The sequence below is a fragment of the Georgfuchsia toluolica genome (genome assembly GCF_907163265.1).
Classification (GTDB): domain Bacteria; phylum Pseudomonadota; class Gammaproteobacteria; order Burkholderiales; family Rhodocyclaceae; genus Georgfuchsia; species Georgfuchsia toluolica.
Genome location: NZ_CAJQUM010000001.1, coordinates 2,053,021 through 2,076,410, shown reverse-complemented (window position 1 = coordinate 2,076,410; position 23,390 = coordinate 2,053,021). Strand labels below are relative to the sequence as shown.

The 23,390-nt window shown below is 57.8% G+C and carries 27 protein-coding genes, 1 other RNA gene, 1 pseudogene and 1 riboswitch; of the genes and pseudogenes, 15 read left to right on the top strand and 14 right to left on the bottom strand.

Features of this window, described 5'->3' with window-relative positions; translation table 11 throughout:
- Nucleotides 1–74 precede the first annotated feature (74 nt).
- Nucleotides 75–1,517 carry a cobyric acid synthase gene (locus tag K5E80_RS09785; protein WP_220637293.1) on the bottom strand — a complete coding sequence of 481 codons (1,443 nt, stop codon included), beginning with the start codon at nt 1,515–1,517 and terminating at the stop codon, nt 75–77.
- Nucleotides 1,518–1,570: 53 nt separating this feature from the next.
- Between K5E80_RS09785 and K5E80_RS09780 the strand changes: the two genes are divergently transcribed.
- Genes K5E80_RS09780 through K5E80_RS09765 form a run of 4 tightly spaced genes read left to right on the top strand, consistent with a single transcriptional unit; the run spans nt 1,571 to nt 5,917 of the window.
- Nucleotides 1,571–2,476, top strand: a complete 906-nt coding sequence (locus K5E80_RS09780; RefSeq protein WP_220635970.1) for a cobalamin-binding protein — start codon at nt 1,571–1,573, stop codon at nt 2,474–2,476.
- Nucleotides 2,473–3,312, top strand: a complete 840-nt coding sequence (locus tag K5E80_RS09775) for a cobalamin-binding protein (RefSeq protein WP_220635969.1) — start codon at nt 2,473–2,475, stop codon at nt 3,310–3,312. Before K5E80_RS09780 ends, K5E80_RS09775 begins: the two co-directional genes overlap by 4 nt.
- Before the next feature lie 36 nt (nt 3,313–3,348).
- Complete coding sequence (locus K5E80_RS09770) at nt 3,349–5,571, top strand: PAS domain S-box protein (RefSeq protein ID WP_220635968.1); 2,223 nt, start codon at nt 3,349–3,351, stop codon at nt 5,569–5,571.
- The gene (locus tag K5E80_RS09765; RefSeq protein WP_220635967.1) at nt 5,546–5,917 is read left to right on the top strand and encodes a response regulator; all 372 of its coding nucleotides are present in this window, start codon (nt 5,546–5,548) and stop codon (nt 5,915–5,917) included. Before K5E80_RS09770 ends, K5E80_RS09765 begins: the two co-directional genes overlap by 26 nt.
- Before the next feature lie 132 nt (nt 5,918–6,049).
- Here K5E80_RS09765 and msrB read toward each other — a convergent pair whose 3' ends face one another.
- From msrB to K5E80_RS09750, 3 genes are all read right to left on the bottom strand, one after another.
- A complete protein-coding gene (gene msrB, locus K5E80_RS09760; RefSeq protein WP_220637292.1) occupies nt 6,050–6,544 on the bottom strand; it encodes a peptide-methionine (R)-S-oxide reductase MsrB in 495 nt (164 codons plus the stop codon).
- A 66-nt stretch (nt 6,545–6,610) separates the two neighbouring features.
- Nucleotides 6,611–7,246 (bottom strand): DUF1109 domain-containing protein, encoded by a 636-nt coding sequence (locus K5E80_RS09755; protein ID WP_220635966.1) that lies wholly within the window; start codon nt 7,244–7,246, stop codon nt 6,611–6,613.
- Nucleotides 7,246–7,782: a sigma-70 family RNA polymerase sigma factor gene (locus K5E80_RS09750; RefSeq protein ID WP_220635965.1), complete on the bottom strand. Its 537-nt coding sequence runs from the start codon at nt 7,780–7,782 to the stop codon at nt 7,246–7,248. The genes K5E80_RS09755 and K5E80_RS09750 overlap by 1 nt, the downstream gene beginning before the upstream one ends.
- A 208-nt stretch (nt 7,783–7,990) precedes the next feature.
- Here K5E80_RS09750 and msrA point away from each other — a divergent pair, with 208 nt between their 5' ends.
- From msrA to K5E80_RS09720, 6 genes are read left to right on the top strand one after another with little or no spacing between them, the layout of a single operon-like run.
- The gene (gene msrA / locus K5E80_RS09745; protein ID WP_246591090.1) at nt 7,991–8,572 is read left to right on the top strand and encodes a peptide-methionine (S)-S-oxide reductase MsrA; all 582 of its coding nucleotides are present in this window, start codon (nt 7,991–7,993) and stop codon (nt 8,570–8,572) included.
- 22 nt (nt 8,573–8,594) lie between these two features.
- Entirely contained in the window at nt 8,595–9,218 is a 624-nt protein-coding gene (locus K5E80_RS09740; protein WP_220635964.1) for a cytochrome b/b6 domain-containing protein, read from the top strand.
- Nucleotides 9,215–9,976: a molybdopterin-dependent oxidoreductase gene (locus tag K5E80_RS09735; protein WP_220635963.1), complete on the top strand. Its 762-nt coding sequence runs from the start codon at nt 9,215–9,217 to the stop codon at nt 9,974–9,976. Before K5E80_RS09740 ends, K5E80_RS09735 begins: the two co-directional genes overlap by 4 nt.
- Before the next feature lie 39 nt (nt 9,977–10,015).
- On the top strand, nt 10,016–10,273 hold the full coding sequence (locus K5E80_RS09730; protein ID WP_220635962.1) for a hypothetical protein: 258 nt from the start codon (nt 10,016–10,018) through the stop codon (nt 10,271–10,273).
- A 51-nt stretch (nt 10,274–10,324) separates the two neighbouring features.
- Nucleotides 10,325–10,597 carry a hypothetical protein gene (locus K5E80_RS09725; protein ID WP_220635961.1) on the top strand — a complete coding sequence of 91 codons (273 nt, stop codon included), beginning with the start codon at nt 10,325–10,327 and terminating at the stop codon, nt 10,595–10,597.
- On the top strand, nt 10,594–11,262 hold the full coding sequence (locus K5E80_RS09720; RefSeq protein WP_220635960.1) for a FecR family protein: 669 nt from the start codon (nt 10,594–10,596) through the stop codon (nt 11,260–11,262). The genes K5E80_RS09725 and K5E80_RS09720 overlap by 4 nt, the downstream gene beginning before the upstream one ends.
- A 66-nt stretch (nt 11,263–11,328) precedes the next feature.
- Here K5E80_RS09720 and K5E80_RS09715 read toward each other — a convergent pair whose 3' ends face one another.
- The 6 genes and pseudogenes from K5E80_RS09715 to K5E80_RS09690 all read right to left on the bottom strand — a co-directional run bounded on the left by K5E80_RS09715 (nt 11,329) and on the right by K5E80_RS09690 (nt 17,374).
- Nucleotides 11,329–12,618 (bottom strand): cobyrinic acid a,c-diamide synthase CobB, encoded by a 1,290-nt coding sequence (locus tag K5E80_RS09715; RefSeq protein WP_220635959.1) that lies wholly within the window; start codon nt 12,616–12,618, stop codon nt 11,329–11,331.
- Nucleotides 12,618–13,177: pseudogene (locus K5E80_RS09710) on the bottom strand (cob(I)yrinic acid a,c-diamide adenosyltransferase). The gene K5E80_RS09715 and the pseudogene K5E80_RS09710 overlap by 1 nt, the downstream one beginning before the upstream one ends.
- A gap of 7 nt (nt 13,178–13,184) precedes the next feature.
- Nucleotides 13,185–13,763, bottom strand: coding sequence for a hypothetical protein (locus K5E80_RS09705; RefSeq protein WP_220635958.1), 579 nt, complete (start codon nt 13,761–13,763; stop codon nt 13,185–13,187).
- A 27-nt stretch (nt 13,764–13,790) separates the two neighbouring features.
- Complete coding sequence (locus tag K5E80_RS09700; protein ID WP_220635957.1) at nt 13,791–14,570, bottom strand: ABC transporter ATP-binding protein; 780 nt, start codon at nt 14,568–14,570, stop codon at nt 13,791–13,793.
- Nucleotides 14,567–15,544 carry a FecCD family ABC transporter permease gene (locus K5E80_RS09695; protein WP_220635956.1) on the bottom strand — a complete coding sequence of 326 codons (978 nt, stop codon included), beginning with the start codon at nt 15,542–15,544 and terminating at the stop codon, nt 14,567–14,569. Before K5E80_RS09695 ends, K5E80_RS09700 begins: the two co-directional genes overlap by 4 nt.
- A 6-nt stretch (nt 15,545–15,550) precedes the next feature.
- A complete protein-coding gene (locus tag K5E80_RS09690; protein WP_220635955.1) occupies nt 15,551–17,374 on the bottom strand; it encodes a TonB-dependent receptor domain-containing protein in 1,824 nt (607 codons plus the stop codon).
- Between the two features lie 118 nt (nt 17,375–17,492).
- Nucleotides 17,493–17,703, bottom strand: a riboswitch (cobalamin riboswitch).
- Nucleotides 17,704–17,827: 124 nt separating this feature from the next.
- On the opposite strand from K5E80_RS09690, the gene K5E80_RS09685 reads away from it, so the two are divergent.
- The 4 genes from K5E80_RS09685 to K5E80_RS09675 all read left to right on the top strand — a co-directional run bounded on the left by K5E80_RS09685 (nt 17,828) and on the right by K5E80_RS09675 (nt 19,625).
- Entirely contained in the window at nt 17,828–18,019 is a 192-nt protein-coding gene (locus K5E80_RS09685) for a hypothetical protein (protein ID WP_220635954.1), read from the top strand.
- Complete coding sequence (locus tag K5E80_RS09680) at nt 18,016–18,339, top strand: cell division protein ZapA (protein ID WP_220635953.1); 324 nt, start codon at nt 18,016–18,018, stop codon at nt 18,337–18,339. Before K5E80_RS09685 ends, K5E80_RS09680 begins: the two co-directional genes overlap by 4 nt.
- Before the next feature lie 15 nt (nt 18,340–18,354).
- Nucleotides 18,355–18,537, top strand: a non-coding RNA gene (gene ssrS, locus K5E80_RS17195) — 6S RNA.
- Nucleotides 18,538–18,845: 308 nt separating this feature from the next.
- A complete protein-coding gene (locus tag K5E80_RS09675; RefSeq protein WP_220635952.1) occupies nt 18,846–19,625 on the top strand; it encodes a hypothetical protein in 780 nt (259 codons plus the stop codon).
- A gap of 1 nt (nt 19,626) precedes the next feature.
- Here K5E80_RS09675 and K5E80_RS17045 read toward each other — a convergent pair whose 3' ends face one another.
- Nucleotides 19,627–20,511 carry a DNA-methyltransferase gene (locus K5E80_RS17045; protein WP_220635951.1) on the bottom strand — a complete coding sequence of 295 codons (885 nt, stop codon included), beginning with the start codon at nt 20,509–20,511 and terminating at the stop codon, nt 19,627–19,629.
- Nucleotides 20,512–20,670: 159 nt separating this feature from the next.
- Nucleotides 20,671–21,477 (bottom strand): restriction endonuclease, encoded by an 807-nt coding sequence (locus K5E80_RS09665; protein WP_220635950.1) that lies wholly within the window; start codon nt 21,475–21,477, stop codon nt 20,671–20,673.
- A 115-nt stretch (nt 21,478–21,592) separates the two neighbouring features.
- Between K5E80_RS09665 and K5E80_RS09660 the strand changes: the two genes are divergently transcribed.
- Nucleotides 21,593–21,916, top strand: a complete 324-nt coding sequence (locus tag K5E80_RS09660) for a helix-turn-helix domain-containing protein (protein WP_220635949.1) — start codon at nt 21,593–21,595, stop codon at nt 21,914–21,916.
- A gap of 185 nt (nt 21,917–22,101) precedes the next feature.
- On the opposite strand, the gene K5E80_RS09655 is transcribed toward K5E80_RS09660, so the two are convergent.
- Together K5E80_RS09655 and K5E80_RS09650 are read right to left on the bottom strand one after the other, a co-directional pair.
- The gene (locus K5E80_RS09655) at nt 22,102–23,211 is read right to left on the bottom strand and encodes a replication initiation factor domain-containing protein (protein WP_220637382.1); all 1,110 of its coding nucleotides are present in this window, start codon (nt 23,209–23,211) and stop codon (nt 22,102–22,104) included.
- Nucleotides 23,169–23,375 carry an AlpA family transcriptional regulator gene (locus K5E80_RS09650; RefSeq protein ID WP_220635948.1) on the bottom strand — a complete coding sequence of 69 codons (207 nt, stop codon included), beginning with the start codon at nt 23,373–23,375 and terminating at the stop codon, nt 23,169–23,171. Before K5E80_RS09650 ends, K5E80_RS09655 begins: the two co-directional genes overlap by 43 nt.
- Nucleotides 23,376–23,390: the final 15 nt, after the last annotated feature.

Genomic DNA, 23,390 nt, shown 5'->3' with positions numbered 1-23,390 from the left:
CGGGTAAACCTCTGGGTCCCCGCCTGCGCGGGGACGACGACATTTTAGGCGGTTGTCATTCATTACCGTAAAGCTCAATAAAACCCCGGTAGTTTGAGCTTGCCCCAATCGATTGCTGCTTCCACCGCATCGGCCAGGCGCTCGATATCCTGTTCGCGTCGCGCGGCGAAATCTATGTGCGCCGCCGGTTTTGCGCCGGCCCATTCGAGCAGCGCCGCAAGCGCCTCGGGGTGGTCAAAAAGGCCGTGGCAATAACTGCCGAAGATTTGTCCGTCTGCCGAAATCGCGCCGTCACTGCGCCCGTCGGATAGCCGCACGGCAGGACGTTCCAGCGCCGGGCCCTGCGTCACGCCCATGTGGATTTCATAGCCCGTCATCGCCGGTGCACCATCGAAGGCAAGCCTGCCGCTGACGTTGTGCAGTTGCTTCTCGTCGTCGAGCGTGGTTTCGCAATCGAGCAGGCCCAGCCCGGCGCTGCTGGCCGGCGCGCCTTCGATGCCATTCGGGTCATGCAGCGCGCGGCCGAGCATCTGGTAACCGCCGCACAGGCCGATCAGCTTGCCGCCGTAGCGCAGATGCCGCTCTATGGCATTGTGCCAGCCCTGCGCGCGCAGCCAGTGCAAGTCTGCCTGCACCGCCTTCGAACCAGGCAGCACGATCAGGTCGCAGGATGGAATTGGTTGTCCCGGCCCGATCCAGTGGAAATCGACTTCGGGGTGCAGGCGCAGCGGATCGAGATCGTTGTGGTTGGAACAGCGCGGATAGGCCAGCGCGACAGCCTTGAGGCTGGCGTCCGGTTTTGTCTCGGCATGGGTGGCAATGGCATCTTCGGCATCAAGGAACAGGCCGTGCAGATAGGGCAGCACGCCCAGCACCGGCTTGCCGGTGCGTTCTTCGAGCCAGCGCAAGCCCGGTTCAAGTAGCGCGATATCGCCGCGAAAGCGGTTGATGACGAAGCCCTTGACGCGCGCCTGCTCCGAAGCAGAGAGCAGGTCGAGTGTGCCGACAAAATGCGCAAAGACCCCACCGCGGTCGATGTCGGCGATCAGGATCACGGGCACATCGGCGAGTTCGGCGAAGCCCATGTTGGCGATGTCGCGGTCGCGCAGGTTGATCTCGGCCGGGCTGCCCGCGCCTTCGACGATCACGCAATCATATTGCGTCGTGAGGCGTTGCCACGACTCCATCACCGCCCCCATCGCGACGCGCTTGTAGTCGTGATAGGCGACGGCATCGAGCGTATCGATGGCCCGGCCGTGGATGATGATTTGCGCGCGCTTGTCGGTGGCGGGTTTCAGCAGCACCGGGTTGAAGTCGATGCGCGGCGCCAGTCCCGCGGCCAGCGCCTGCAGCGCCTGGGCGCGGCCGATCTCGCCGCCGTCTTCCGTGACCGCCGAGTTGAGCGCCATGTTCTGCGGCTTGAACGGCGCCACGCACACGCCGCGCCGCTTGAGAATGCGGCACAGCGCCGCGACCAGCGTGCTCTTGCCGGCGTCCGAAGTACATCCCTGAACCATGAGTGAGGTGGTTGCCACGTTAGAATCCGCTGTCTTTCAAGTGCAATTATCCCATGGCCTTTTTCCGATCCTTCCTGATTGCTGCAGCGCTACTGTCCCTCAGCACTGGCGCGCATGCCGATATCGTCGTGAAAGACGATAGCGGCGCCGAGGTGCATCTCAGGCAGCCCGCGCAGCGCGTGATAGCACTTTCCCCGCATATTGCGGAAACGCTGATGGCGGCAGGCGCCGGCGAACGGCTGGTGGGCAGCGTGCAATTCAGCGACTACCCAGCGGCGGTGAAGAAAGTTCCGCGCATCGGCAGCTATGCGCGCCTCGACATGGAGGCCATCGTTGCGCTCAAACCCGATCTGGTGATCGGATGGCAAAGCGGCAACACGCCGGCGCACATCGAAAAAATCCGTCAGCTTGGCATCCCGGTCTACCTCTCGCAACCGAATCGCATTGAGGACGTCGCGCATGACCTCGAAAGTTATGGCCAGCTCATGGGCAATGAAGCAGGCGCGCGAGCGGCGGCGGCATTTCGTGCGCGCCTCGCGGCGCTGCGCGAACGCTACTCGAACCAGCCCAGGCTGCGCATTTTTTACCAGGTATGGAAAGAACCGCTGATGACCGTGGGCAACACGCAGATCATCAGCGATGCGATCCGTCTTTGCGGCGGCGAGAACGTTTTCGGCCAGCTGCGGCAAATGGCGCCTACCGTGACGGTGGAAGCCGTGCTCGCGGCTAATCCGGAAGTCATAGTCGCCAGCGGCATGGACGAGGCGCGGCCGGAATGGCTCGATGACTGGCGGCGCTGGCCGCAGCTCACGGCAGTCGCGCGCGACAACCTCTACTTCATTCCCCCCGACATCATCCAGCGCCACACGCCGCGCCTGCTCGACGGCACGGAAATGCTCTGCCGGCATCTTGAAACCGCGCGCGGCAAGCGACCCTCCGCGAAGGGAGACGGGAAATGAGCCGTCTGCCGCAACGCATCGTTTGCCTCACCACGGAAACGGTCGAGGTGCTCTACGCTTTGGGCGAAGAGCAACGTATTGTCGGGATCAGCGGCTACACCGTGCGGCCGGCGCGGGCACGCAAGGAAAAACCCAAGGTGTTCGCTTTCATCAGCGGCGACATCGAAAAAATCCTCGCCGTAAAACCCGATCTGGTGCTCACCTTCTCGGACCTCCAGGCCGACATCAGCCGCGACCTGATCAAGGCCGGCGTCGCCGTCCATGCCTTCAACCAGCGCAGCGTCGAAGACATCCTGATGATGGTCGAAACCGTCGGCCGGCTGGTCGGCGCCGAGGAACGCGCGCGCGTCCTGGTGAGCGAACTGGAGACGAAAATCGCGCAGACCCGCAGCGCGGCGAACCAACGCATTGTTCGCAGTGGCCGCCGTCCGCGCATCTATTTCGAGGAATGGGACGAACCGATGATCTCCGGCATCCGCTGGGTTTCGGATTTGTTCGAGATCGCCGGCGGCGAGAATGTCTTCGCCGACCTTGCCAGTCTCGCCGCGGCCAAACAGCGCATCGTCGACGATCCGCAGGAAGTCGTGCGCCGCGCGCCGGACATGATCATCGGCTCGTGGTGCGGCAAGCACTTCCGCCCCGAGCGCGTCGCCGCCCGCGCCGGCTGGGCCGCGATTCCCGCGGTGCGCGATGAACAGCTGCACGAGATCAAGTCGGCTGTCATTCTCACGCCGGGGCCGGTCGCCATCGAGGAAGGGCTGACCGAACTGTCCGCCCTGTTCGACGCCTGGGCAAACCGCTACCACCCGGCGCAGTTCTCCGAAGGCAGACATTGAATTGCCGGTGGACGGGTTAAATGCCGGGCGCAGAATGTGTATAACATCTGCAATACAAATCAAATCACCCTCATTTCATGGGCCATGAACATACGCTATCCATTCGCCAAGTTACTATCGTTCCCCCGGCGCATGCCAGGCTGGCAGCTTTGGCTGAGCACGCTGGTTTCCTCTTTGGTTATCAGCGAAGCCATCGTTATGCTGATGGAGGGACTACTGCTTGGTCGTATTACAAATGATTATCTGCTGACCGGGGTGGCAATATCAATCCTGGTAGCCTCCTTGCTGGCGGCGACCATTCTTTATTCCAGGGACCAGATACGCATGCTCGCAGCCGATCTGGCGGCAACTTTGCAAGCCGTCCCGGATCTCCTTTTCGAGCTGGGTGAGGACGGTGAATACATCAACGTCTGGGCTCGCGATCCAGCACTTCTGGCTGCCCACAAGAATATTCTTCTCGGCCATAGCGTCAGCGAGATTCTTCCCCCTGAAGCAGCGAAAACAGTCATGTCGGCAATAGCGGAAGCCCAGAAAGACGGTTATTCAGCGGGCCAGGTCATACAGCTCAAGCTTCCTGAAGGGGATCGTTGGTTCGAACTTTCCACTTCGCCCAAGGCAACTAATGGTTCATCCAGCAAGCGCTTTATTATGTTGTCCCGCGACATCACTGAACGCAGGCACGCAGAAGAATCGGTGCGCGATTCGGCGGAGCAATTACGCACTATCTTCGAAGGGGCAATTGACGGTATTCTGGTTGCGGACATCGAAACCCGCAAGTTTCTGTTTGGAAACCCGGAAATTTGCCGCATGCTTGGATACCGGCCAGAAGAGATCATCCACCTTGGGATCGCGGATATCCATCCCAAGGATGAACAACCGCAGGCAATTGAGCCGTTCGAAAGAATGGTGCGCGGCGAAGTTCAGATCGCCAGGAATATCCCGATACTGCGCCAGGATGGTTCCGTGTTTTACGTCGACATCAAGGCCAGTCCCATTCGCTTTAACGGCAAGGATGCCTTGCTTGGCATATTCCGCGACATCACTGAGCGCAGGAATTCAGAAGCGAAACTGCTCAAGCTCTCCCAGGCCATCGAGCAGAGTCCGGCGGCAACGGTAATAACGGATATCCACGGCCATATCGAGTACGTGAACCCGAAATTCATTGAAGCTACCGGCTATGCGCAAGAAGATCTGATTGGAAAGACGCCCGCCATCATCAAGTCTGGCCTCACTCCGCGCGAAGTCTATGAGGACCTCTGGCGCACCTTGCTATCCGGAAAAGAATGGCGCGGTGAGATGCAGAACCGGAGGAAAAGCGGAGAACTATATTGGGAATATGGAATTATTGCCCCCGTAAAAGACGAACATGACGAAATCATCAATTTTATCGCCGTCAAGGAGGACATCACCGAGCGCAAGCTGGGAGAGGAAGCGCTGCAACAGAAACACGCCAAGCTGATAGAGACGGAGCGGGAACTCCTTAAAGCGCATGACTCACTTGCCGAGGCGGATCGCCTGGAGTGTGTCGGCCGCTTGGCCGCCGGTGTCGCTCATGAAGTCAAGAATCCGTTGGCGGTTATCCGCTTCGGCGTTGACTACCTTGCCAAACAGTTTTCGCAGGAAAGCGGCAGGGCGGTTCTTGATGACGTCAGGGCCGCGATTGATCGCGCCGACCACGTCATCAAGGATCTGCTGGATTTTTCCAGGCAGAAAGAGTTTGCACGGCGTCCGACCAATATCAACCATGTAATCGACAATGCCATTCAATTCGTCAAGCATGAGACGAAGCGTCGCAACATAACGATCAACACCCAAATCGATCCGGTGCCCCCCATCTATGCTGATCCAGACCGCCTGTTGCAGGTTTTGATCAACCTGCTTTCCAACGCGGCGCAGGCCATTGGACAGGACGGCAGCATCGAAGTCGAAACGCGCTCGATACTCTTCAGCGAACACGATCTGCAACGCTCTGAAGGGAACGTCTTTCGCATCGGGGAGCCGATAATTACTGTCGACATCAGGGACACCGGGCCGGGAATTTCGGCCGATCACGAAAGAAAGCTGTTTGAGCCCTTCTTTACCACCAAGCCAGTGGGCGAAGGCACGGGGCTTGGCCTTGCCGTTTCGCGCAACATTGTTATCATGCACAAAGGGTCCCTCAACATTTCCAACCGCTCAGAAGGGGGTGCGTCGGCGCTCTTGATGTTTCGGGTAGCCAGAGAGCACTTTTCCAATGAAAAAGCGAATACTGGTAGTTGACGACGAGCCGGCGATCACCCGCATGCTCGTCCTCATTCTTGAACAGACAGGACGTTACGAGGTCCGTTCCGAAAACTCGGGACGAAATGCCATCGCATTGGCCCGGGAATTCAGGCCAGACCTGATGCTGTTGGACGTGATGATGCCCGGCATGCTTGGCTCCGAAATCGCCGAGCAACTGCAAGCGGATCCAGAGTTGCGCGCAATCAAGTTTGTATTTCTTACGGCCGTTGTGAGCAAGGAAGAGGCGCAAAGGTCAAATGGCCAGATTGGCGGGCATACTTTCATCGCCAAGCCAATCAGCGCGGATGATCTTTGTCGAACCGTCGAGGAACACCTTGGTTAAGGTTTGTTCGATGTCTGCCCTACATATGCTGACGGCGCAGACGTTGAATAAACCTTAACCCGAAAAGACATCCCACCCGGCACATCGAATGTCGGGATGACCTGACCAGAGGCCAATGCCACTATCGCTCCTTCAAGTGTCGCTCTTGTCCGGGATGAAGCGCAGGGCAACGCCATTGTTGCAGTAGCGCAGGCCAGTCGGGGCCGGGCCATCGTCGAAGACGTGGCCTTGGTGGCCGTTGCAACGTGCGCAGTGATATTCGGTGCGCGGCATGACCAGCTTGAAGTCGGTCTTGGTCTCGACGTGGCCGGGCAGCATATCGTAGAAGCTGGGCCAGCCGGTGCCGCTATCGAATTTGAATTTCGACGGAAACAGCGGCAGGCCACAGGCGACGCAGACGAAAAGACCGCTACGGGTTTCGTGATTGAGCGGGCTGGTGAACGGCCGCTCGGTTCCCTCCTCGCGCAGCACGTTGTATTGCTCCGGGCTGAGCAGCCGCTTCCATTCCGCGTTGGTCTTGTGCATTTTCTCGATTCGTTCCGCCGCGCGCGCCAGCAGGCTGAAGTGCGTCAATAGCGGGAGGCCGATTCCGCTCCCCGCCAATTTGACAAATGCGCGTCTGTTCATCATGTCCGCCCTGCCCAAGGATACGTTCGTACCCCTGGATTCGGACAAGATCGCGAAAAGGTTACATCACCACTTGAGCAGCAATTTGCCTAACCACAGGCCGATCAGGCCGCAGGCCAGCATCGGCAGATAGTGCCACTCGACGACATGGACGATGGAGTTGTTGGCCTCGTGCAGCCGTAGCCAGAGTGCGCCAACGCTGAAAGCGGAGAGCGCCGCGATGCTTCCCGCCCACAGGCCATGCGTGCTGGCGACCTTGCGCATGACCAGGAACATCCATGCAGCGGGCAACAGCGCCAGCAAAACGATGCCGATCGTGCATTGGAAGGTGTGCTCCGGCGGCGGTGCGGGCGGACTGTCGGCGCGCCAGGCGAACGCCAATACCAGCACGAACAATGCGAATACCCATAATGGGAGAAATGCCAAGCCGCGCTTTTGGTGCAGGTCGGGGAAAGCCAACAGCGCCGCATCGACTGAAGTGGCGATGAAAATCAGCAGCAGGGCAACGATTTCAGCGCTGAACCAGGGTTGCCGCAGCGCCTGCGCCAGGTCCGGGCGCAGGCCGGACAGCAGCAGCGAAAGCGCCAGGTACACGGCGGCCACGACGATCCATTTCAGGCTTAACAGGTAAGGATGCGGCGCCGGCTTTACCGTCGTCGCATCACCCGCCAGCTCCGCTACCAGTTGATCAAAATCCCGCATTATTTTTCCAGCCTCTGTTTCAATACCTTGTAGGCCCGATGGGCCGCAACTTTTACCGCGGACTCGGTCATGCCCAGTTTCTCCGCCACCTCTTTCGCGGTGCAGCCATCCTGGTGCATCAGTTGCAGGATGGCCGCCTGCTTTTCCGGCAGCCGGCGGATTTCCCCACTGATTGATTCGTAGTTGAGGGCGGACTTGGTTACATCTTCCGGCAGGATGTTTTCCAGTTCGGAGATGTCCACCGCATGCCGCAACTGGTCTGCATAGTGCTTGCGCAGGTAATCCTGCAGGCGGAATTTGGCGATGGCAAAGGCCCAGGGTTTGTAGGGGCGCTTGCCGTCGTGGGTATGCCGCGATTTGTGGATGGAAATCAGTATCTCCTGTAGCAAGTCATCCACTTCGCTGGCGAAGCTGAGGCGCCTGGACAGGAAGGGTCGAAACAGGCGCGCGGTTTCCCGCAGCAGTTCGGCATAGGCGAGCTTGTCGCCCGCCAATGACCGGCGCATCAGGGCATCCAGGTCTGCCTGCTCTTCCATTGCGAAATTCGCCTGTAACTATTTTTCCGGTCTGTCCGAATCAACACTTGCACAAGGCGGGATCGGTGCTACTAAAGGATCCTGTACGACAGGGATTGTAATGATCACGCTGATTTCAACAAGGAGATTTCAATTGCGTCCGATGGATTTCCTGGGCAATGGTCTCGCAGTCATGAACCGATTCTGCCGCTACGTCCGCAATGGCGGCATGCTCATATTTGCTTTGGGCGCCTCATTGAATGCCGCGGCTGCGCCATTAGAGCAAACGGCGGTCTTCGCGGGCGGTTGCTTTTGGGGCGTCGATGCCGTGTTCAAGCACGTCAAGGGGGTAACCGACGTGGTGTCCGGCTATGCCGGCGGCGATGCGGCCACGGCGCATTACGAACAAGTCGGCACTGGCGATACCGGACATGCCGAATCGGTACGCATTCGTTTCAATCCGGCGCAGGTTTCCTATCAGCAATTGCTGCAGGTATTTTTCAGCGTGGCGCACGATCCGACCCAACTCAATCGTCAAGGGCCGGATGTCGGCAGCCAATATCGTTCGGTGATTTTTTACGGCAGCGCGGAGCAGCAGAAAATCGCACGAAGCTACATCGAGCAGCTGACCGCCGCGCGCACTTTTCCGGCGCCCATCGTTACCCAGGTCGTGCCGCTGAAAGCGTTCTATCCCGCCGAGGATTATCACCAGAACTATCTGGCCTTGCATCCCAACCAGCCTTATATCGTCTTCAACGACAAGCCCAAGCTGGAGCGGCTGTACCGGCAATTCCCGGCCTTGTACCAATAAGCCTGCTGATGAGACGAGAGCGATGAAAAGAGCGGAGCAGGCGCAATGGGTGCGGGTCCATCCCGTCATCGTTCGGCTTACCCACTGGATCAACGCGCTGGCCATCCTGATCATGGTGACCAGCGGCTGGCGCATCTATAACGCCTCGCCGCTGTTTCCCTTCAGGTTTCCGTCCGACATCACCCTGGGCGGCTGGCTGGGCGGCGCATTGCTCTGGCATTTTGCCGCCATGTGGCTCCTCGCCGTCAATGGCATGATCTATCTGGCTTACGGAATGCTTTCCGGCCATTTGCGTCGCAAGCTGTGGCCCATTGCGTTGGGCGCGGTCTGCACCGACATTCTGGATGCCGTCAGAGGGCGGCTCGCCCACCATGATCTGACCGTCTATAACGCGGCCCAGCGCGCCGCCTACGCAACAGTGATACTCACCGTCATCGTTCTGATCCTGTCCGGGCTCGCCATCTGGAAGCCGGTGCAGCTGCAAGGGCTCGCAATGCTGTTCGGCGGCTATGACAGCGCGCGGGTGGTGCATTTTCTCGCCATGACGCTGACGGTTCTGATCGTCTTCGTCCATGTCGTGATGGTGGCGCTGGTTCCGCAAACCTTTCCCAGCATGTTCACCGGGCGCATCAGGAGCGGCTCATGAAAAAAATTTTGACCATGGGGCAAAGCTTCGCTCAGCATCGCAGCCGTGCCGTCGAGAGCCTCGAACGCCGCCTTTTCCTGCGCCAGGGACTGTCGCTCGGGGCGCTCGCGCTGCTTTCGGGATGCAGCATCACCGACCAGGAAGGCGTGGAAAAAATGCTCCTGGCCATGTCGCGCTGGAATGACCGGGTCCAGGGCTGGCTGTTCGACCCGACCAAGCTCGCGCCCGAATATCCGGAATCGGCCATCACCCGCCCCTTCCCCTTCAATGCCTTTTATGAAGAGGACGAGGCGCCCGAAATCGATGCCACGGATTATCGGCTCGAACTCGCCGGCCTCATCCGCGACCGCAAACCCTGGACCCTGCCGGAGCTTTACGCCCTGCCACAGGTCTCGCAAGTTACGCGGCATATCTGCGTCGAAGGCTGGAGCGCCATCGGCAAATGGAGCGGGACGCCGTTCCGGACTTTTCTGCAACGGATCGGCGCCGACACGACGGCCAGATATGTCGGCTTCAAGTGCGAAGACGACTACTATTCCAGCATCGACATGGCCACGGCGCTGCATCCGCAAACGCTGCTGGCCTTTCGTTATGCCGACCGGATTTTGCCGGCCAAGCACGGCTTTCCCATGAAACTGCGGGTACCGACCAAGCTGGGCTTCAAGAACCCGAAGCACATCAAGGCGATTTTCGTCACCAACGAGTATCCCGGCGGCTATTGGGAAGACCAGGGCTACAACTGGTTTAGCGGGTCGTAAGCGTTTGTTCGTTGTTCAACCACTGTAAAGGAGCAGAGCATGAAAAAGCTGATTACCCTGATGCTGGCAGCCTGCATGTCCCTCGGCATGGCCACCGCCCATGCCGCCGACGACATGAAGAAGGATGACATGGGCAAGTCCGAGATGAAGGTGGACGACATGGCCAAGGATGGCATGAAGAAGCCGGCCACGAAGCACAAGATGAAAAAGTTGAAGCAGGACGGGATGGGCAAGGGTGAAATGATGAAGGATGAAATGAAGAAGGACGAGATGGGCAAGGACGAGATGAAAAAATAACCTTGCCGGCCGGCGCGAGCTTCGCGCCGGCTCCATTCCCGGGCGTGAACCGTGTTTCGCCACAAGTTCGGCCTTGCCGCGGCTTGTATCGTGGTCTGCGCAGCCCACGGTGCGCCGGCTGCCGACCGGCCGCCCGCCGCCAATACGCATACGCATGACTCCGCGAAGAAAATGAAAATGGATGAGCCCATGACGACGGGGATGATGAAAAAGGGCATGAGGAAGGGCGACGTAAAACGCATGGCCGACAGGAAAGCCAAAGTCATGCAGCCGCTGATGGAGCAGGAAGAGAAAGCCATGCCACGGAACAAGTCGACGCCATGATTGCGCAAGGCATGCCGCGGCGGGTTTGGTTGCGCGCCTGTGCCGCTGCCGGCCTTGCCGGGGTTTTTCCGCGGGTACTTGCCGGCGGCCCCGATGCCGTGGTGGTGCCCGGCATGCACCGCTTGCGCGGCGACGTCACGGTCAACGGCCAACCAGCGCACGCCGGGCAATTCATCAAGGCGGGAGACATGATCGCCACCGGCTCCGATGCCGAGGCCATATATGTCATCGGTGAGTCCGCCTTCCTGCAACGCGAATCGTCGGTGGTGCGCTTTGGCGCAGACGTCGTCGCCGATTTCATGCGCATCGTCAGCGGAAAAATACTTTCGGTATTCGGCCGCGGCGACAAGCGACTGGCCGTGTCGACGGCTGTGCTCGGGATTCGCGGCACGGCCTGCTACATAGAAGAACAGGTCGGCCGCACCTATTTTTGCCTTTGCTACGGCGAAGCCGAAGTCGTTCCCGTGGCGGCTCCGCAGGAACGCGAAACGATCCGCAGCAAGCGCCACGATCATCCGATCTACATATACGCCGATCCTGCCATGCCGAAATCTATGGTGAAGGCGGAAATCCTGAATCACACCGACGCCGAATTGGCAATGTTGGAAAGCCTCGTTGGACGCGTGCCGCCATTCGCGGGTAGGGAGGATTACAAGAGCCTGTAAATGAAGGGCCCCGGGCGGCGGAGTTTGCAGCGTTGCCGGGTAGCTTGTTTCCCCTGAATGGCTTTTTTATGACGTCAGCAGCGCGGCGACAGCCCGCGGGTTCGAGGGAAAGTAGAAATGCACATAGGATGCCGTGAGGCGCTTGACGCGATAAACGGCTTCGCCCGCCCGCCCTTCCGGTGTGACGGCGCGGACCAGCGGCGCGAGCGTCGTTTCGCTCTTGGAAAAATGAAAAGTGTGGCCGCTGAGCCTGCCCTCGGGCAGTGCGGCGAACTGGGTGCCGAGGGCGGACAGGCGCGGCTGCATCGCCGTGGTGCCGGGCAGCAGGCCGGCGAGCGAGTGGCGGGCGCCAGCGCGGTCGACCAGCGTCTCGAACAGCGCCATCATGCCACCGCATTCGGCGAGCACGGCCTTGCCGGCGTCGAAATGCTGATGTAATGCCGCCCAGAGATCGCCGCGCGCCGCCAGGGTTGCGGCATGCAGTTCGGGATAGCCGCCCGGCAGCCAGATGGCATCGCAGGCGGGCAGGGCAGCGCCGGCCAGCGGCGAAAAGAAACGCAATTCCGCGCCGAGTGCGATCAGGGTATCGAGGTTGGCGGGATAGATGAAGCCGAAGGCCGCATCGCGCGCCACCGCAATCACCTTGCCGCGCAATAGCGCGGGTTGCGCCGCTGCGGCCGGCATCGGGAATTCGACCGCGGGCGGCAATGCGGCGCCCGCAACGAGCGAGCTTTGCAGCACATTGGCCAGGCGGTCGAGGCGTGCATCGAGGTCGCTGATTTCGTCGGCCTGCAGCAGGCCGAGATGACGCTCCGGCAGTGCGGCCTCGGCGTCGCGCGGCAGCGCGCCGTACCAGACCATGTCCGGCGGCAGGCTCGTGCGCAAAAGTTCGGCGTGAAAGGCGCTGCCAACCTTGTTGGCGAGCACACCCGAAAAAGGCAGGCCGGTGCGGTAGTGCGCAAGACCGTAAGCCACCGCACCGAAGGTTTGCGCCATCGCCGCGGCGTCGATGAGACCAAGAACGGGGATGTTGAAACGGCAGGCGATGTCGGCCGCGGAAGGCATGCCATCGTAAAGCCCCATCACGCCTTCGACCAGAATCAGGTCGGCATTGCGAGCGGCATCGGCCAGTCTTTGCGCGGCATCCTCTTCGCCGCACATGCCGAAGTCAAGGTTGTACACCGGCGCGCCGCTGGCGACGGCGAGAATCTGCGGGTCGAGAAAATCCGGCCCGCACTTGAACACTCGCACGCGCCTGCCCAGATGCGTGTATAGGCGCGCCAGCGCCGCGGTGACCGTAGTCTTGCCCTGACCCGAGGCCGGCGCGGCGATCAACAGCGCGCTGCAAGTGGCCATTAGAACTCCATGCCCGGCATTGCCTTTATGCCATCCTTGAAAGCATGTTTGACCATGCCGACATCGCTCACGGTATCGGCTGCCTCGATCAGCGTTTCGGGCGCTGCACGACCGGTGACGACCAGATGCTGCTGTGGTGGACGCGCAGCGAACGCTTGCAACGCCTCGTCGAGATCCAGCCAGCAAACTCGGCGAGATAACGTCTGGCAACTTTCCAAGCGGCTTGTGCGGCCTTGGCGTCGAGCTCCCTGTCCTGTGTTTCCCAGGTAAAACCCTCACCCATTACGTGCCAGTCGACGTGATCGGGAAAGCACCGGAAGAAGCCTTCCTCGCCGGTATCGGTGCGGCCCTTGACCAACTGCACTACAGCGACGCGCTGGCCATGGCCAATGGCGCGTGCGACCAGCCCGAACGCCGCAGAAGATTTACCTTTGCCGTTACCGGTGTTGACCAAGAAAACACCGTGCTCCCGTTCGGCGGCGGCGATGGCGGCATCGACCGCCAGTTTCTTGCGCGCCATGCGTACGCTGTGGCGTTCGGCAGAACTTTGATCAGGCATGCTTGCTTTATCGCTTAAACAAAGACAATCCGTTGCCACCACGTACAAAGACGCTGAGCGTCTGTATGGCGGCTACGGCAGAAACCCAGAATGCCAAAGAGGTCAATGAGGCGGGAAAATATTGCGCAAGGCGCATTGAAAAACCGATCCACGTCGGTTCGGCAAAGCGGCCCGAAAACGCGTAGAAGCTGCCGCTGGAAATCAGTTCGCACGACACGGCTCCAATGAAGACGCTCGCTGCCAGCGGCAACAGTGCAATCGAGTTAAGCCCGCAGCGATTGGCGTACATCCGTCCCGCCAGCCAGAGCGATCCATACGCAGGTAACAGCGCAGCGTAGGCCGACGAGACGCAGAAGCTGCTGACGCCACCCCAAACGATGGCGGCATAATCGACGCATGCCGCCAGAGCGAACAAAAGGGCAAATCCGGCAAGCGGTCGAAGATACATGCCGGCAAGAAAGAAAACTGCTCCCGAAGCGCTGGGCAGCATGTTGTGCAAGGTGGGGAAATGATGGCCGCGCGTTGCGACAAGCAACAAGGCGAGCATGCCGCCGATCGCGTACTGCTGACGTGCTGAGACTGACATGGCGATAACTCCTGTTTGGGTTGGTGGTTAAGCGGGAACAAACCAGCGCTGCCCGCCGTCGCGCAGTTCGCGCAGGGGATGGTTGTAGAGGCGGGACAGGTTGTCCGTGGTGATGATGTCGTTGCTGGCGCCGGCCAGCCACTCCCCGTCGCCAAACAGCAGCAGGGCGCGATCGCAATAGCGCGCCGCCAGTCCCGGATCGTGCAGCACCATGACGACGGCAATGTTTTCGGCACGCGCCTTGGTGCGGAACAGTTCCAGCACGGCAACCTGGTGATTCAAATCGAGATGCACCAGTGGTTCGTCGAGCAGGTAGAGCCGCGGCTGCTGTGTGAGCAGGGTGGCGATTGCGGTGCGCTGCCATTCGCCGCCGGACAGGCTGTGTGTGCTGCGCTGTTCGAGCGCGGCAAGTCCTACCGCCTTGATCGCGGCACGCGCGATGTCGAGATCGTGCGCGCTCTCCCAGTCCCAGCGCGCCAAATGCGGATGACGGCCGGTGAGCACGGTGTCGAGTACGCTGGCGGCGAACGGGTCGCTGTGGTGCTGGCCCAGCCAGCCGCGCTGTCGCGCGGTTTCGCGCGGCGATAGCGCAGCGATGTCCCGGCCCGTCAGCAATATCCTTCCCGCATGCGGCGCGCGCAAGCCGGCCAGCGTCGATAGCAGCGTCGATTTGCCCACGCCATTGCGGCCGAGGATCGCCAGCTGTTCCCCCGCGCGCAACTGGAAATCAAGCGAACGGCATATCTCCAGACCGCCGATGGACACGGCGAGCTGTTGCGCTTCGAGCAAAATATCCGGCGTATTCATGCGCGCCGGTTCAACAGAAAAAGGAACACGGGCACGCCGATCAATGCCGTCAGCACGCCCACCGGCAATTGTTCGGGCGCGATGACGACGCGCGCCAAGGTGTCGGCGCAGACCAGCAGGCTGCCGCCCGCCAGTGCCGAAGCCGGCAGCAGCAGGCGCTGGTCGTTGCCCAGCGCGAGCCGTACCAGGTGCGGCACGACAAGGCCGACGAAGCCGATCGATCCGGCGCTCGTCACCGCCGCCGCGGTCGCCAGCGAGGCGAGGAAATAAACAATGAAGCGCAGGCGCCTGACCGGTACGCCGAGCGCCTGCGCCGCTTCGATGCCGCGCGCGAGCAGGTTGAGTTCGCGCGCAAATGGCAGTGCGGCGGCCAGCGCCAGCACCAGGATCAGCAGCGTCGGCAGCGGATCGATGGCCTGCGAGAGATCGCCCATCAACCAGAACAGCATGCCGTGCAGTTGGGCATCGGGCGCGATGGAAAGCATCAGCGAGATCAGTGCGCCGCAGCCGGCGGCGATGATGACGCCGGTGAGCAGCAGCCGCGTCTGGGTCCAGCTGCCGTCGCCATGGGCGAGGCCAAATACCAGCAGCATTGCGGCGAACGCGCCGGCCAGCGCAAAGCCGTTGATGCCGAAGGCGGACAATCCCAAAAGCATGGCGAGCAGCGCACCGACGCCGGCGCCGCCGGAAATGCCGAGCACATAGGGATCGGCGAGCGGGTTACGCAGCAGCACCTGCATCAAGGCGCCCGCCAGGGCGAGCAGGCCGCCGCAGGCAAAACCGGCCAGTGCGCGCGGCAGGCGCAGCCTGCGAATGACTTCACCGGCGATGCCATCATCCAGGCCAAATGTGGCGCGCAGGGTCTCGAGGGGAGTGAACGCGAGATTGCCCACCGCCAGCGCCAGCAGCAGGCTCGCCAGCGCCGCAACGGCGAGGCAGGCGAGCACGGCGAAGGCGCGACGGCGAGTCGGCATGTCGGGCTACATCGACGCGTAACGCAGGGTCATGAACAGCGAACGGCCCGGCGTGTTGTAGTCCTTGACCAGTTCGTAACGCTTGTCCGCCAGATTATCCACCCGTGCCTGAACCGTCAGCGTTGGCGAAATAATATAGCTGGCGTAAGCGTTGACAAGGCCATAGCCGCCCATGCGGAAGCTGTCTGTGTTGGGCGACTGCGTGTAGCGCTCGTCCTGCGAACGCAGCTCGCCGCCGACGCGCCAGGCGCCGAACTGGCGCTCGGCGGAAGCGGTGGCGATGTTGCGCGCGCGCCGCACCAGCTGGTCGCCGGTGTCGAGATCCTTCGGCTCCTGATGGGTGAATGCCGCGGCCCAGCGCCAGTTGCCGTCGAGGTGGTTCCATGAAGCGGTCCAGCCCTTGATGAGCGCCTCCACGTTTTGCGGGGTGAAAAACGCATCCAGTTCGATGGCATTTTCGATGCGGTTGCGGAATGCCACCAAATGCACTTCATTGCCGCCTTGCCTGTATCGGGCGCCGACTTCCGCGGAGCGGGATTTTTCCGGCATCAGGGCGGGATTGCTGCCCCAGGGGAAATACAGATCATCGAATGTCGGCGCACGGAATGCCTTGGCAAGCGCGCCGGTCAGACTCCAGCCCGGCGCCACGCCATAGGCATAGAGGACATTGCCGGTGCTTTGCCCGTTGTAATCCGTCCAGCGGTCGTTGCGCAACGCCGCCTGAACTTCGTGCGCGCCATAGCTGCCCTGCCATTGAGCAAATGCCGAATTGATGTTGCGCTCGTTCTTGAGGTAGCTGGTACCGGTGCCGGTGACCTTCTGCTGTTCCCGTTCCAGGCCCAGCGTCAGTTTGCCGCTGGGCAGCGTCAGGTGGTTGATCCAGCCGAACTGAAGATCATCCGTATTCGGGGAATAGGCAAATCCGGCATTCTTGAACTGGTAATCGTAGCGGGTTTCGCCGAGCTTGAACTCCGCCCGCCACATGTCCGCGAACTTCTTGTCATAGGTGACACCGAGCAACTGGACCTGACTATCTACAGAAGGTGGACTCGGCGCCCATTGCGAATCGTATTTGGTGCTGGCATCCGTCGCCAAGGCATTGAAGCGAATGGCCTGGCCATTGCTCAGGTCGTGCTGGAAATTGGCCATTATGCTTTCACGACGGTAGCCGTCCTTGTCCGGGTCAAAATCCGGCGACGAAGGCTTTGCTGCGGAAAAGCCTTCGGTTCCATCCGCACCCAGCGCTATGTAGAATGAGTTATCGCCAAACTTGCCGCCGTAACCGGCATCCGTGCGATAGGTACCATAGCGCCCCGCAGTGACGGAGGCAGCCAGGGCAGGCGCCTGATTGGGGTTGCGGGTAAATAATTGCACGGCGCCGCCGATGGCGCCCGAACCATAACTACCGCTCGCGCCGCCACGAATGACTTCAAGTCGCTCCATCATGGAAAGCGGAAGGCCCTCGATCGGCGCTCTGCCGTCAGTGGGGTTGACCAGACGAAAGCCGTCGATCAACACCACGCTCTGGGCTGATTTGGTACCGCGAATAAATATTCCGGTGGTGGTAGTGGCGCCGCCATTGTCGGTAATTTCAATCCCGGCCTGGTTGGCCAGTATTTCCGCGACCGACTGCGCCGCAGATTGTTCAATGCTGGTTCTGTCAATCACCGTTGCATCCTGGGCGGGATTGGGCTTGGCGCTGGCGTCCCGTGTCGCGGTAACAATCACTTCGGGTCCAATGGTTTCATCGGCAGCCTGGGCGTTGAAAACAGAAAGCACTGCGGCCGTCGCAGTTGCCAGGCGAGCGGCATGTTTAAGATGGCGTTGCATGTGAGTGAATAACTCCCTTTTGCCGGCAAGCGTCCCCGCTACCGGTAGTTCATGGACAGGCAAACACAAAAGGGAACAGCGTCGATGGATAACACCGGCCGCTGCTTCCCCGCAGCGTTTGCGTACGTTGTCCGTGGCCGGTCTCCGGGCTCGGAAGTCTTGCGTCATCGCCTTCCCGGGGGAATCCCAGTGGCCTGTGATGACACCGCACTTCCTTACCGTTGCGGGGGCAGCGCCGGAATTGAACAAGGAGGTCCCTTGTTCGCACCGGCTTCCCGTTTCACTCGATAACCTGATGGCAGTCGAGCACCGCGGACGTGCGCCTTGCGTTACTGCTATTGCTGCAACGCGCGCCGAATTATACCTCGGGGGCCAGTTGCCTGTTTCGGCATCGCTTTTGAAGTTACTGCTTACTGCTTGACCGGAATAGTGATTTCAAACAAACTCACGGTGATGAATGACGAATTCGACTCCCTCGAACAGAAGATTGAGCAGGTGCTCGCGATGTGTGGGCAGTTGCGCAGCGAGAATCATGTATTGCGCGACCGAATGGTCGGATTGGAGCAGCAAAACCAGTCGCTCGTGTCGCGTGTCGAAGCGGCCCGCACAAGGCTCGAAGCCCTGATGGAAAAGCTACCCGAATGAGTGCTACCAATACTCTGGACATCAAACTGCAGGGCAAGGACTATCGCGTTGCTTGCGCACCCGAGGAGCGTGAAGCCCTGCTCGCAGCGGCGAGTTTCCTCGACGCCAAGATGAACGAGATTGCCGAAATTACCAGAAGCAGCGGCGAACGTCTGGCAGTCATGGCGGCGCTCAACATCAGTCACGAACTGCTCGCGCTGCGTCAATCGCCCGACAAGGCGGCGGCAGTTGACGCCGAGGTCGCGAGGCGTAGAATCAAAGCCATCGAAGCGCGACTGGATACCGTCCTCGCCGAACAGAAACAGGACGCCCTGTTCTAGCAACGCTTCCCAAGGTTTCCCCTGCGGTGTTCGCCAAGGCCGTAATTTCCTTGAGCCAATATCCGAGTAACTTGGTCGCCGCCCATGGAGGCCGCTGTTGTGAGCGCTCATTTATTGAGCGCACCTGATGCGGCCGGAACGCGACCTCTCTGAACCCAGTGTTCAGGAGAGCGGCCCAACGGCACAGGCGGGGGAATTTAATGCAGGCGCTGAAGAGTCTTCTTCAGCGCTTTTTTCTTGGAGCCTTCGGCTAACTTCGCATGCGCTACTGGCTGATGAGTACATAACTCTGTCGCCAAATCGCTTGAAACCCGCATAAACAGGCCGTATGCTGGCATTTATCCCGCCCAGCAAATCGTTCAATTCACGGTTTGGGTGGGAATTTGGGTGGGAAACCCTTATTTCTACCTACCCGTTCTTAATTGCCATCTTGAGTACTATACACAGCGTATTGGCGGTTAGTCTCCGCACGTACTGACTCCTAGACCATAACACGAAGGTGTCGCGTGAAAAATCATAAGGAAATTGATCTTCAAGGGCTGACCAGCGCCCAGCTTGAGTGGATTGGGGCGATGGTGGGTCAATTCAAGCGCCCGCATGACTTTAGCCGCGCAGAAGGCTCAGACCTTGTTACGCCATTAGTGCTGGAAAACCTTGGCGACGTGCTGCGAATTCATCACTCGATGAGTCGAAAGAATTTAGGGAAATCTCCTTTTGAATATGCATTTGAAAAGGCCCTTCAGCTTTCCAACATCCCGGCCCAGCTTGCCGACAGCGCGACAAATCCGGGGCATGATCTTCTTGTACGCGGCGTGCGTGTAAGTCTCAAAACTGAAGCTGCGAAAAATATCAAAGAAAACACAATTCATGTTTCTAAGTGGCTTGAAATGGGTAAGGGTGCATGGGACCCCAAAAATATTCAATTACCCAGATTTCTTGAACATCTTGGCGGGTATGACCGCATCCTGACTTTGCGGTGCTTACTTCAGACTGGTACCCACTATTGGTACGAACTTGTAGAAATTCCAAAGTCCCTAATGTTGGAGGCCGCGACAGGTACTATGGAGCCCGCAAAGAAGACTAGACAGGAAACAGTTCCTTGGTACTGCCGTGTGTTTGACGACACTGGCAGAGAAAAATATTGCCTGTACTTCGATGCAGGTTCCGAAAGAAAGCTGCAAGTTAAAGGATTACGAAAGAATTTGTGCAAGGTTCATGCGACTTGGAAATTCGAGTCCAAGACACTAGCGAGTGGCGATAAAGAAACAGCCACAGAAGAAGAATGACCTAGCGCCCCCTAATTAGCCGATGGCGGGCTAGTTCAGCGTACTCTTCGTTAAGCTCAATGCCAGTACATGCACGGCCAAGTTCGTTGCATACGACCCCGGATGTTCCTGACCCCAAAAATGGGTCAAGAACTCTGTCGCCTGACTCCGAACCCGCCTGCACACAAAGGCGAACAAGTTGCCTCGGGTACACAGCGAAATGTGCGCCCGCATAAGGTTCGGTATTTATATTCCAAACTGTCCGGCGGTTTTTTGATTTTTGTTTTGCATCAAAAGCCGGTTCTTTTATGGCTTCGTGGTTGTAAAAATATTTCTCGCTTTTTGAGAAAAGAAAAACAAATTCGTGTGATCGCGTTGGACGATCTTTGACGCTCTCAGGCTGACAATTCGGTTTGTTCCAAATGATGTCAGTACGCAGATACCATCCATCATCCTGTAAAGCGAAGGCTAGTCTCCAAGGTATTCCAATTAAGTCCTTTGGCTTTAGTCCTTCTGGGGTAGGTGCTCTGTAGTCCATGGCGCGTCCCTTATTCTTCGCGTCGGGACCTCGCCATGTTCTACCGCCGCTTGTATAGCTGTCACCAATATTTAGCCAAAAAGTTCCATCATCGGTAAGCGTCCGGCGGACCTCTCGGAATACTGCTACAAGGTCCTTAATGTAGGTGGTAATGTCGGGCTCTGCCCCGATTTGACCACCGACCCCATAGTCGCGAAGTCCCCAATAGGGAGGCGATGTTACGCAGGTCCTAAATAGACCATCCGGGAACCCGCGCAAAACTTGGCGAACGTCACCTACGATAACTTCGCATTGATTGCGGTTCCCGGCTCTATCACCTTCTGATTCGACAGGGACCCTAGAAAAAAGATCAAGAACGTGGCCGCTCATATTGTCGGGTAAATGGGTTAGTTATGGGGAAACTACTGTTTTGATCAGCCTATAACTTACCAGCTTTAACTTGGCACTTCTAGAATAATTCGCCGCTTCGCTATCAACGCGCAATTTAGGAGCTTCCAGACTGTTTTGGTGGCCCATTTGAACCGGTGCCTATAGCTTGAAGATAAGCTCCGACAGTTCTTCAGGATGTAGCAGCAAGACTCCAGTTGATTGGGCTAGTTCATTTGCGGATTTTGTGTAGCCTGAGTCCGTTACCACTGCCGCATCATCTGCGCTGTAGTGTGCTTTAGCGGCAAATGCTTCTTGCACTGCTGCGTTTCCCACTGGCTTCGAGTATTGCTTACATTGTAGAACTACGGTCAAGCCATTTTTCATGGCTATGATATCTGCGCCCTGATCGCCAGATGCCTTGGTTGTTGATACCTTCCAACCTGCTTTTTCTAACAGGCTTGCGCAATGGTCTTCATACTCAATAGGCTTCCCGACCTCAGGGGCTGAGCGTGTTGAGCTTTTTCTAACTGCTACCAAGCTATCTATACAACTGTCTATAAACTCGCTAAATTCCTTATCTTCGATGACAGTTGAGATACTGCCTAGTGCAGGTCTCAGTACTTTTGAAATAAAGAAGTATTTTTCAGCATCCCACTTTGATCTATCTGTCAATCCATAGCCTTTATTAATGACTAAGCGACGACGTTTACTAAGCAAGTCGGAATTGTGCTGTTTGATTAGCTCTCTGGATATTCTTTGGGCTTCATCCCTTTTTGGAGCAAGGGCAGCTTTTTTGGCATTTTTTAAGTCAGTGCCTAACGAGCCAAAAAACCAAATAAACCCGAACCACAATAACCCAAAAATAATAGCAGCGCCTATTAAATTGCCAATAAACCCGCGCCCTTCGGTGGAACACAGAAGCCCATAAAAAATTAATAAACCAAATGCAACACCGATTAGATGCATCTGAGCCTTCGCTTTCCGCATAGAACTATCTAAGGAGACTTATGCTAAGTATTCCTTAGTATCCACGTCAAGTAAAAACTAAGATTCTTTTAGCCTCGAATTGCTGGGGTTAGGGATGTCGGATAACGGATTGCCAATAGTGGCAAGGCGTTTGCGGGAAGCCAGAGTACGTAAAGGGCTTTCCCAAAAGGCTTTGGGCATTGCAGCGGGCATCCATGTAGATTCGGCAAGTCCGCGTATCAATCAATATGAACAGGGCAAGCATGCCCCCGACTTTCTGACGATAAAGAATTTGGCATCTGTTCTGGGAGTGCCAGTTCCATATTTTTATTCGGAGGATGAGCTGTTAGCAGAACTGCTAATACTGTTGAATTCGCTATTGCGCCCGCAACAGGAAGAAGTTAAAAAATATCTGGTGCGGAAAATGACACGAAAATAAGAATCCTATGGGGTAGAAATCAAAAGGTGGTATCTACAGAAAACTTGCTGCACCATTGTTTTTGATTTGCAGAGAATGCCCACAAGCGATTATTTTAATTAGCATAAGGATCAAAAAATATCGCAAATACGCATAAAAGTACGATTTAACGGACTTTCATAGTTTAATGAACAGATGCCCATTTGCTAGGTAGGTAAAGATCGCTCGATTGCCGCCCTCAGTCCACCCCAAATAGATGTCCTACGTTGCCAGAATATTGGTACCGGGAAAGTGCGATAGGCGAGGGAATATGTAGCGCGGGCGGCTATGTCGGGAATCTCTTCCAAAACGGCATCCAAGCCCTGTAACCGGCACGCGTCAAAGAGCATGCGCAAGCGATCAACGGAGATTCGCGCCTGCGCCATCCCGAATTGCTTCACCTCGAAATTGTGAAATGGGTTTTCCATCCTCCCGACAACGTTAGCCAGGGTGTAGCGATTAAGCCTTCGATACCGATATTCAAAGCGTACCCATGGGGCGCGCTTGCGATTTGTTGGCGGAGAACCCAGCCGATCATCGATTTCCTTTAGCTTGTCATAGACACATAGCTGATTTGTTCCCGTAAAGGGGAAATAGTAGGACTCAGCTTTACCTTCCACACCCCGAATAATTGACGATTTACGGCTCTTGGTGTCGGTAATTAACAAATCCTGAAGGGGAACCCTTCGGATATCGAATGCAACGTCCAGACGGGTTAATTTGGCGTTCCAGATGTCTTCCAGATATGTGCGTCCCAAAATAACTTGAAGGTATTCGCCAAGCAGCGCCCGCCCAGACTGACCAAAATTGTTTGGTGAATACTCCAGCTTGAATTCGTTGTTACGGCGATTGGTAGGCTCAAGCAACAAGGTTGCTACCGCTCCGTCTGGTGTGGTGAATCGGAATTGCCTGATATAGCTTCTATTCCGCAACGATGCGAGGGAAACAAAATCTCCCCATTGTTCAGATGAGTCGTCAACAGCTAATCGCACTTCCTGCCTTCTTTGGCCGTCCAGTGGGATGGTAATTGCTAATTTGTCTATAAATAAGGCTGGAACTCTAGGCATAAACAAGGATAGTTGAATGGTGTAACCATATCCTATGCCATGAATATGTATTCTTACGCGCTTATTAGAGGCGCCCGCACCCTCGATTTTGAAATCGATTTCAAAAAACTGGACTGCTAGGAAAAACGGAGGCCGCATTATGCGATGCCATCCAATAGCAGAGGCGGTTAAGCGGCTTCCCTGCTCTTTTGAATGCATGATGTAACCCATTCGTCGATTTCGGCTTCTATCCAGCCTACCGAATTGGCACCCAAATTGATCTGCTGCGGAAATTCGCCATCGCTAATACGCTGATAGATTGTGCTTCGCGATAGTCCTGTACGTGAAATGACTTGCGGCAGCCGCAATATTGCAGCGTGGCGATTCTCAGACATGGCCATAGATTTACC

What these genes read in the sequence shown, in the direction of transcription:
- K5E80_RS09665 (WP_220635950.1), bottom strand. Translation starts at nt 21,477, where the DNA reads ATGCATCTAATCGGTGTTGCATTTGGTTTATTAATTTTTTATGGGCTT.
- K5E80_RS09780 (WP_220635970.1), top strand. Translation starts at nt 1,571, where the DNA reads ATGGCCTTTTTCCGATCCTTCCTGATTGCTGCAGCGCTACTGTCCCTC.
- K5E80_RS09655 (WP_220637382.1), bottom strand. Translation starts at nt 23,211, where the DNA reads ATGGGTTACATCATGCATTCAAAAGAGCAGGGAAGCCGCTTAACCGCC.
- K5E80_RS09720 (WP_220635960.1), top strand. Translation starts at nt 10,594, where the DNA reads ATGATTGCGCAAGGCATGCCGCGGCGGGTTTGGTTGCGCGCCTGTGCC.
- K5E80_RS09700 (WP_220635957.1), bottom strand. Translation starts at nt 14,570, where the DNA reads ATGAATACGCCGGATATTTTGCTCGAAGCGCAACAGCTCGCCGTGTCC.
- msrB (WP_220637292.1), bottom strand. Translation starts at nt 6,544, where the DNA reads ATGAACAGACGCGCATTTGTCAAATTGGCGGGGAGCGGAATCGGCCTC.
- K5E80_RS09690 (WP_220635955.1), bottom strand. Translation starts at nt 17,374, where the DNA reads ATGCAACGCCATCTTAAACATGCCGCTCGCCTGGCAACTGCGACGGCC.
- K5E80_RS09715 (WP_220635959.1), bottom strand. Translation starts at nt 12,618, where the DNA reads ATGGCCACTTGCAGCGCGCTGTTGATCGCCGCGCCGGCCTCGGGTCAG.
- K5E80_RS09750 (WP_220635965.1), bottom strand. Translation starts at nt 7,782, where the DNA reads ATGGAAGAGCAGGCAGACCTGGATGCCCTGATGCGCCGGTCATTGGCG.
- K5E80_RS09740 (WP_220635964.1), top strand. Translation starts at nt 8,595, where the DNA reads ATGAAAAGAGCGGAGCAGGCGCAATGGGTGCGGGTCCATCCCGTCATC.
- K5E80_RS09660 (WP_220635949.1), top strand. Translation starts at nt 21,593, where the DNA reads ATGTCGGATAACGGATTGCCAATAGTGGCAAGGCGTTTGCGGGAAGCC.
- msrA (WP_246591090.1), top strand. Translation starts at nt 7,991, where the DNA reads ATGCTCATATTTGCTTTGGGCGCCTCATTGAATGCCGCGGCTGCGCCA.
- K5E80_RS09730 (WP_220635962.1), top strand. Translation starts at nt 10,016, where the DNA reads ATGAAAAAGCTGATTACCCTGATGCTGGCAGCCTGCATGTCCCTCGGC.
- K5E80_RS09695 (WP_220635956.1), bottom strand. Translation starts at nt 15,544, where the DNA reads ATGCCGACTCGCCGTCGCGCCTTCGCCGTGCTCGCCTGCCTCGCCGTT.
- K5E80_RS09705 (WP_220635958.1), bottom strand. Translation starts at nt 13,763, where the DNA reads ATGTCAGTCTCAGCACGTCAGCAGTACGCGATCGGCGGCATGCTCGCC.
- K5E80_RS09650 (WP_220635948.1), bottom strand. Translation starts at nt 23,375, where the DNA reads ATGTCTGAGAATCGCCACGCTGCAATATTGCGGCTGCCGCAAGTCATT.
- K5E80_RS17045 (WP_220635951.1), bottom strand. Translation starts at nt 20,511, where the DNA reads ATGAGCGGCCACGTTCTTGATCTTTTTTCTAGGGTCCCTGTCGAATCA.
- K5E80_RS09680 (WP_220635953.1), top strand. Translation starts at nt 18,016, where the DNA reads ATGAGTGCTACCAATACTCTGGACATCAAACTGCAGGGCAAGGACTAT.
- K5E80_RS09785 (WP_220637293.1), bottom strand. Translation starts at nt 1,517, where the DNA reads ATGGTTCAGGGATGTACTTCGGACGCCGGCAAGAGCACGCTGGTCGCG.
- K5E80_RS09685 (WP_220635954.1), top strand. Translation starts at nt 17,828, where the DNA reads ATGAATGACGAATTCGACTCCCTCGAACAGAAGATTGAGCAGGTGCTC.
- K5E80_RS09735 (WP_220635963.1), top strand. Translation starts at nt 9,215, where the DNA reads ATGAAAAAAATTTTGACCATGGGGCAAAGCTTCGCTCAGCATCGCAGC.
- K5E80_RS09765 (WP_220635967.1), top strand. Translation starts at nt 5,546, where the DNA reads ATGAAAAAGCGAATACTGGTAGTTGACGACGAGCCGGCGATCACCCGC.
- K5E80_RS09755 (WP_220635966.1), bottom strand. Translation starts at nt 7,246, where the DNA reads ATGCGGGATTTTGATCAACTGGTAGCGGAGCTGGCGGGTGATGCGACG.
- K5E80_RS09775 (WP_220635969.1), top strand. Translation starts at nt 2,473, where the DNA reads ATGAGCCGTCTGCCGCAACGCATCGTTTGCCTCACCACGGAAACGGTC.